We start from the raw sequence: 7,468 nt of genomic DNA, 5'->3' as shown, positions 1-7,468 counted from the left end.
CGGGTGGGTGCGTGCCGATGGTGCGACGTTTCCGCTGTCGTGCGACGTCGGTGGTGTCGTGCGGGTGGGGACGGGTCGGTTGCGGGGGTCCGCGCGGACTCCGCACGAGTCCCCGATGCGTTGGTGCGCCGCAGTCGGGTGGGCCAGGATGGGGGCATGACCGACCAGCGGATCGCCGTCGTCGTCCTCGCCGCCGGGCAGGGCACGCGCATGAAGTCCACGACCCCGAAGGTGCTGCACCGGATCGCCGGGCTGCCGCTCGTCGCCCACGTGCTGCGCACCGCCGAGTCCCTCGAGCCTGAGCACATCGCCGTGGTCGTGCGGCACGAGCGGGAGCGTGTCGCCGCCGAGGTCACCGAGCGCGTGCCGGACGCGATCGTCGTCGACCAGGACGAGGTCCCGGGCACCGGGCGCGCGGTCGAGGTCGCCGTGCAGGCCCTGCCCGCCGACTTCGACGGGGCCGTCGTCGTGCTCTCGGGGGACGTGCCGCTCGTCGACCCCGCATCGCTCCGTCGGCTGGTACAGGTGCACGCCGACGCGGCCAACGCCGTGACGTTCCTCAGTGCGATCGCACCCGACCCCACCGGGCTCGGCCGGATCCTCCGCGACGACCAGGGCGCCTTCGTGGGCGTCGTCGAGCACAAGGACGCGACCGACGAGCAGCGCACGATCACCGAGGCGAACGCGGGCATCTACGCGTTCGACGTCACCCACCTGCGCGCCGTGCTGCCCCAGCTCACGACCGAGAACGTGCAGGGCGAGATGTACATCACCGACGCGCCGTCGCTCATCGCGGCCCGCGGCGGACGCATCGACGTGCTGCGCTTCGACGACCCGTGGCTGCTCGCCGGCATCAACGACCGCGCACAGCTGGGCGACGCCGCCCGTGTGCTCAACGACCGCATCGTCCGCGCGCACCAGCTCGCCGGGGTCACCGTGCAGGACCCCCGGTCGACGTGGATCGACCTGGACGTGACGATCGAGCCCGACGCCGAGATCCTCCCGGACACGCAGCTCATCGGCGCCACGGCCATCGCCGCCGGTGCCGTCGTCGGACCGGGCACCACGCTCCGCGACACCGAGGTGGGCGCTGGTGCCACCGTGAACCGCGTCGACGCCACCCTCGCCGTCATCGGGGACGGGGCGTCGGTCGGGCCGTTCGCCTACCTGCGCGCGGGCACCGTGCTCGGCGACGGCGGCAAGATCGGCACCTTCGTCGAGACCAAGAACGCCACGATCGGTCGGGGCAGCAAGGTCCCGCACCTGTCGTACATCGGCGACGCCGAGGTCGGCGAGGACTCGAACATCGGCGCGAACACGATCACCGCGAACTACGACGGTGTGCACAAGCACCGCACCGAGGTCGGGTCGCACGTCCGTACAGGCTCGCACAACGTGTTCGTCGCCCCGGTTAGGATTGGGGACGGGGCGTACACCGGTGCAGGTACGACCGTCCGCAAGGACGTGCCGGCCGGGTCGCTCGCGATCAGCTACGCCCCACAGCGCAACACCGACGACTGGGTCTCGGAACACCGACCCGGCACGCCGGCGGCCGAGGCGGCTCGGCGCGCGCACGGAGCATGACACCTTCTCGACGGCCACCCGCCGTCACACGGGGACCCGGATCCGGGTCCTCGGACACACGGCCCCGTGGGGCCAGGGAGTGAGTACGGCACTTGTCCGGAATCAAGACAACCGGCCAGAAACGACTCGTCCTCGTCTCCGGGCGAGCACATCCCGAGCTGTCGAGGCAGATCGCTGAGGAACTCGGCGTCGACCTCGTCCCGACCGACGCCCGCACCTTCGCGAACGGCGAGCTCTACGTCCGCTTCGACGAGTCCGTCCGCGGCTGCGACGCGTTCGTCATCCAGTCGCACACCGCCCCGATCAACGAGTGGCTCATGGAGCAGCTCATCATCGTCGACGCGCTCAAGCGTGCCTCGGCCAAGCGCATCACCGTCGTTGCGCCGTTCTACCCCTACGCGCGGCAGGACAAGAAGGGCCGCGGCCGTGAGCCGATCTCGGCGCGCCTGGTCGCCGACCTGTTCAAGGCCGCCGGCGCGCACCGGATCATGAGCGTCGACCTGCACGCGGCTCAGATCCAGGGCTTCTTCGACGGGCCCGTCGACCACCTCTTCGCGATGCCGGTGCTGCTCGAGCACTTCAAGGCGATCCTCGACCCGTCGATCCTGACGGTCGTGTCGCCCGACATGGGGCGCGTCCGCGTCGCGGATATCTGGTCCGAGAAGCTCGGTGCGCCGCTCGCCATCATCCACAAGCGGCGTGACCCGCTCGTGCCGAACCAGGTCACCGTGCACGAGATCGTCGGGGACGTCTCGGGTCGCTGGTGCCTGCTCGTCGACGACCTCATCGACACCGGCCGTACGATCGCCAAGGCCGCCGAGGCGCTCAAGGCCGCTGGTGCGATCGGCGTCGTCGTCGCTGCGACGCACGCCGTGTTCTCCGACCCGGCCACCGAGCTGCTGCAGAGCGAGTTCATCGACCGCGTCGTCGTCACCGACACGCTGCCGGTGCCGGTCGACAAGCGCTGGGACCGACTCGAGATCCTGCCGATCGCGCCGCTGCTGGCCCGCGCCATCCACGAGGTCTTCGACGACGGGTCCGTCACGTCGATGTTTGACGGCGCAGCGTAGCGGAGCCGTCGAACCAATGGGCACAGCCGACGGCGCATCACCACGGGGCGGACGCAACGAGCCTGCGCGACGTTCGTGACTCCCACCGCCCGTGACGCCCTCGCCGCCCGACTCCGGGCGGCGGGGAGCGTCTACGCCGAGGACGAGGCCGACCTCCTCCTCGAAGCCGGCGACGGTGACCCGGTCCGCCTCAGATCGATGCTGCAGCGACGTCTGCGCGGGGAACCCCTCGAGGTCGTCCTCGGCTGGGCCGCCTTCGACGGGCACCGGATCCGCGTCGTGCCCGGGGTCTTCGTACCGCGGGCCCGGTCGGCGGTGGTCGTCGACCAGGCCGCCCGGCTGCTGCACCGCTACGACCGGGTGGTCGACCTGTGCTGCGGTGCGGGCGCGATCGCCGTCGCCCTGCTCGAACGAGTCGGTGCACTCGACCTCGTCGCGTCCGACATCGACCCCGACGCCTCGGACGTCGCGGCCGAGAACATCGGCGACCGCGGCATCGTCGTCACCGGTGACCTGTTCGCTCCGCTGCCCGCGCGGTTCCGCGGCGCGGTCGACGTCATCGCGGTGAACGCCCCCTACGTGCCCACCGAGGCGATCGCGACGATGCCGACCGAGGCCCGGGACCACGAGCACCGGGTCGCCCTCGACGGCGGACACGACGGGCTCGACCTGCACCGTCGGATCGCGGCGGGCGCCGGGGAGTGGCTGTGTCCGGGTGGCGCCGTGGTCATCGAGGTCTCCGACGGACAGGCCGAGGCGTCAGCATCGGCGTTCCGTGCTGCGGGCTTCGTGACGCGGGTCGAGCGGGACGACGCCGTGGACGGCACCTGCGTGGTGGCGAGCCGACCCGTGTGACGCGCACCGGGCCTCCAGGCCTGGTGGTCAGCGAGCGCTGATCGTGATCGTGTCCCAGCCGGTTGCCCCGTTGGGGGCAGGCGGACGCTGGACGCTCGTCTGGACCTGTCCGTCGGTGCTGACCGCGCGGACACGGACCTCGTGGTCTCCCGAGGTGGCGGTCCAGCGGTACACCCACTGCCGCCAGGTGTCGGCGGACACTGATGCGGCGAGTTCGGCGTCCTGCCACTCGGCACCGCCCACCTTGACCTGCACCGCCTTGACGCCGGTGTGCGGCTGCCAGGCGACCCCGGCGATCGCGACGCGGTCGCCGACCGTGACGCTCGTGCCGTTCGCGGGGGTGTCGATCCGCGACTCGAGCTTGACCGGCCCGCGCTCCGACCACCCACGGGGCGTCCAGTAGCCCTGCGCGTCGGCGAAGCGGGTGACCTCCATCTCGGTGACCCACTTCGTCGCCGAGACGTACCCGAACAGGCCCGGCACGACCATGCGGACCGGGAACCCGTGCTCGGCGGGCAACGGCTGCCCGTTCATGCCGACCGCGAGCATGGCCTGTGTTCCCGTGTCCTGCAGGACGTCGAGGGGGGTGCCGGCAGTGAAGCCGTCGATGCTCCGGGAGAGCACCATGTCGGCGTCGCCCGTGGGCTTGGCCCGCGCCAGCAGCTCGCGGATCGGGTAGCCCAGCCACAGCGCGTTGCCGATCAGGTCGCCGCCGACCTCGTTCGACACGCAGCTCAGGGTCGCCATGTGTTCTTCGAGGGGGAGGGCGATCAGCTCGTCCCAGCGCAGCGTGACCTCGTGCTCGACGGCGCCGTGGATGCGCAGGCTCCAGTCGGCCGGGTCGATCGACGGCACACGCAGGGCCGTGTCGATCCGGTAGAAGTCGGCGTTCGGGGTGACGTACGGGGTGATCCCGTCGAGGTCGAGCGATGCACCGGCCGGAACGGCGGGTGCCGCCGTCGCGGGAGCCGGGAGGCGCACCGACCGTCGGATCGCCGCCGTGCGTTGCATCGCGGCCGACCCGAGCCGCGAACCGGTCCCGACCACCAGCGCGAGTGCGCCCGCGGTCACCGTCCAGACGATGAACGCCCGGCGCTCGGGGCGCGCTGCGTCGGTGCGGGTCGGCGTCTGCGCGACGGTCTCCCAGCGTCGCAGCCGGGTGACCAGAGGACGGAGGACGCCGATCGCGGCACCGACGCCGAGCACCGACGGCAGGCCGTCCCACATGCCCGACCCGGACCGGGTCGTGACAGCGATGAGCGAGAGGGCGCCGCCGAGTGCGAAGACCATCGCGCCGAACGGCGGTCGGCGGCGCTCGAGGATGCCGGCACCCGCGGAGATCGCCACCATGAGGACGCCCATCAGCACGAACAGCGCGACCTTGTCGCCCGTACCGAACAGGGAGACCATCAGGTCCTTCGCGCCGGCGGGGGCCAGGTCGATGACCGCGCCACCGACCGCCACGAGCGGGCTGCCGGCTCCGCCGAGGAACAGCGCGGCGAGTTCGGCGGCGGCGAGGAAGGCCAGGGCGGCGACGACGCCGGAGGCCGCGGCCAGCAGTCGCGGCCGCATCGACGTTCCGCTGGTGGGCACGGGACGATCGTACGTCCGGTGGTCTGGGACCCAGCCGCGACCGGGCTCGGGTGTTCATCCGGCCGCGGTGCCGCTCCGACGGTGGTCGTGCGAGGATCAGGGTGTGCTGAGGCGTCGCGACCGTGTTCCGCGGGATCCGCACGCCCGCCGACCGATGACCCCGGACGCCCGCCTGCTGACCGTGCGGTGGATCGTCGTCGGGGTCTGGGCAGCACTGCTCGTCGCGCGCGTGGTCGTCGTGGCGCGCAGCCCGGAGACGGACCTGACGTTCTTCGGCATCGCCGAGGTCGCGGTGATCGGCATCGGCGTCGCCGTCGTCCTGGTCGGGATCGTCCGCATGCAGGGCCTGCGGCGCCGGCGCGAGGACGAGTCCCTCGCCCTCGCCATCCGCCGGATCGACCCCACCGTGTGGCTCGTCCCGGCTGCACCGACCGCTGAGCTGCGCGAGGTCGTGCGGGAGAACCGTTCGGACGTCGCGCTCGGCCCGCGTGTGACCTGGGCGTTCGGCGCGACCGAGGCGTCGCTCTGGGAACTCGACGAGCGACGGGCCACACGACTGCTCGTGGTCCGGTGGAGCCGTGTCATGCACATCGGACTCGAGGACGTGCCGGCACCGGGCAGCCGCGACGCGTGTGCGATCGCGATGCACTACGTGCGGCCCGACGACTCCACCGCGGTCGCGACGTTCCACGTGCGCACTGCGCCGGGGTCGAGGCGTCTGCTCGGCCGCGGTCCGAAGCTCGAGCGCCTGCTCGCGGAACTGGCGCGGGAGCGCATCGTCGCCTGACCTCGGGCCGAGTCCGCCCGGATGGGGCATCGCCAGCGGACGACGCCCCATCCGGGCAGACTGTTCTCAGTGGGTCGAGGGCTCCTGCTCGACCTCGCGACGGTCGTCGTCCGACCACAGCGTGTGGAAGGTGCCGTCCTTGTCGATGCGCTGGTAGGTGTGCGCCCCGAAGAAGTCGCGCTGGCCCTGGATCAGCGACGCCGGCAGCCGGTCTGACGCGAGCGAGTCGTAGTACGACAGCGCCGACGAGAACCCCGGAGCAGGGATGCCCGACGCGGCTGCGATGCCGACGATGCGGCGCCACGCGGCTTCACCCTCGGCGACGGCGTTCGCGAAGTACGGGTCGACCAGGAGGGACTCGAGCTCCGGGTTCTTGTCGTAGGCCTCGACGATGCGGTTGAGGAACTGGGCGCGGATGATGCAGCCCCCGCGCCAGATCTTCGCGATGTTGCCGAGGTTGACGTCCCAGTCGTACTCCTTTGCCCCGGCGATGATGAGGTCGAACCCCTGGGCGTACGCGACGACCTTCGACGCGTAGAGCGCCGCGCGGACGTCGTCCTCGAAGGTGTCCGGGACCTGGGCGACCTCGGGTCGGCTCTGCACCGACCGCTGGACCGCTGCGCGCTGCGAGGGCTTGGAGGACACCGCGCGGGCGAACACGGCTTCACCGATGCCGGACACCGGGATGCCGAGACCGACCGCGTTCTGCACGGTCCACACGCCGGTGCCCTTGGAGCCCGCTTCGTCGCGGATGACGTCGACGAGCGGCTTGCCGGTGTCGGCGTCCTGCTGCTTGAGGACTTCGCCGGTGATCTCGATCAGGTACGACTCGAGGTCGCCTTCGTTCCACTTGCTGTAGATCTCGACGAGCTCGTCGACGCTGTGCCCGCCGGCGCGACGGAGCAGGTCGTAGGACTCCGCGATCAGCTGCATGTCGGCGTACTCGATGCCGTTGTGGACCATCTTGACGAAGTGGCCGGCACCGTCGGTGCCGATGTGCGTCACGCATGGTTCGCCCTCGGCGACCGCGGCGATGGACTTCAGGATCGGGCCCAGGGTCTCCCACGCTTCGTCCGAGCCGCCGGGCATGATCGACGGGCCCTTGAGGGCGCCTTCTTCGCCGCCGGAGATCCCGGTGCCGACGAAGTTCAGGCCCTGCTCGCGCAGGTCGTGCTCGCGTCGGATGGTGTCGTGGAAGTTCGCGTTGCCGCCGTCCACGATGATGTCGCCCGCCTCGAACCGCTCGGCGAGCTGGCCGATCACCGCGTCGGTGCCCTTGCCTGCCTGCACCATGATGATCGCGGTGCGGGGCTTGGAGAGCGACGCGACGAAGTCGTCGATGTCCTCGGACGCGATGAACCCGGCGTCACCGTGTTCCTGCATCAGCTCTTCGGTCCGTGCGTAGGTGCGGTTGTAGACCGCGACCGTGTTGCCCTCGCGCGACGCGAGGTTGCGGGCGAGGTTCGACCCCATCACCGCGAGTCCCACCACGCCGATGTTCGCCTGTCCGTTGCTGTCTGCCACCATGGTCTCCTTCGTCCTGACGTCGCGACGTCGACGCCCTGGCGCGTGCAGCGCC

6 protein-coding genes are annotated in these 7,468 nt (G+C 71.3%); 4 read left to right on the top strand and 2 right to left on the bottom strand.

From position 1 onward, the window contains the following. Positions 1-156 precede the first annotated feature (156 nt). From glmU to ASG04_RS08600, 3 genes are all read left to right on the top strand, one after another. Entirely contained in the window at positions 157-1,584 is a 1,428-nt protein-coding gene (gene glmU / locus ASG04_RS08610) for a bifunctional UDP-N-acetylglucosamine diphosphorylase/glucosamine-1-phosphate N-acetyltransferase GlmU (protein WP_056122499.1), read from the top strand. Positions 1,585-1,676: 92 nt separating this feature from the next. Further along, entirely contained in the window at positions 1,677-2,654 is a 978-nt protein-coding gene (locus ASG04_RS08605) for a ribose-phosphate diphosphokinase (RefSeq protein WP_056122497.1), read from the top strand. A gap of 75 nt (positions 2,655-2,729) precedes the next feature. Beyond that, positions 2,730-3,509, top strand: coding sequence for a putative protein N(5)-glutamine methyltransferase (locus tag ASG04_RS08600; RefSeq protein ID WP_056122493.1), 780 nt, complete (start codon positions 2,730-2,732; stop codon positions 3,507-3,509). Positions 3,510-3,536: 27 nt separating this feature from the next. On the opposite strand, the gene ASG04_RS08595 is transcribed toward ASG04_RS08600, so the two are convergent. Beyond that, positions 3,537-5,081: a molybdopterin-dependent oxidoreductase gene (locus ASG04_RS08595; protein WP_056122490.1), complete on the bottom strand. Its 1,545-nt coding sequence runs from the start codon at positions 5,079-5,081 to the stop codon at positions 3,537-3,539. Between the two features lie 175 nt (positions 5,082-5,256). Between ASG04_RS08595 and ASG04_RS08590 the strand changes: the two genes are divergently transcribed. Next, the gene (locus tag ASG04_RS08590) at positions 5,257-5,889 is read left to right on the top strand and encodes a hypothetical protein (RefSeq protein ID WP_056122487.1); all 633 of its coding nucleotides are present in this window, start codon (positions 5,257-5,259) and stop codon (positions 5,887-5,889) included. A gap of 66 nt (positions 5,890-5,955) precedes the next feature. On the opposite strand, the gene gndA is transcribed toward ASG04_RS08590, so the two are convergent. Next, positions 5,956-7,416, bottom strand: coding sequence for an NADP-dependent phosphogluconate dehydrogenase (gndA, locus tag ASG04_RS08585; protein WP_056122484.1), 1,461 nt, complete (start codon positions 7,414-7,416; stop codon positions 5,956-5,958). Between the last annotated feature and the right edge of the window lie 52 nt (positions 7,417-7,468).

It is taken from the genome of Curtobacterium sp. Leaf183, assembly GCF_001424385.1.
Lineage (GTDB): Bacteria > Actinomycetota > Actinomycetes > Actinomycetales > Microbacteriaceae > Curtobacterium.
This window is presented reverse-complemented; position numbering and strand designations above follow the sequence as displayed.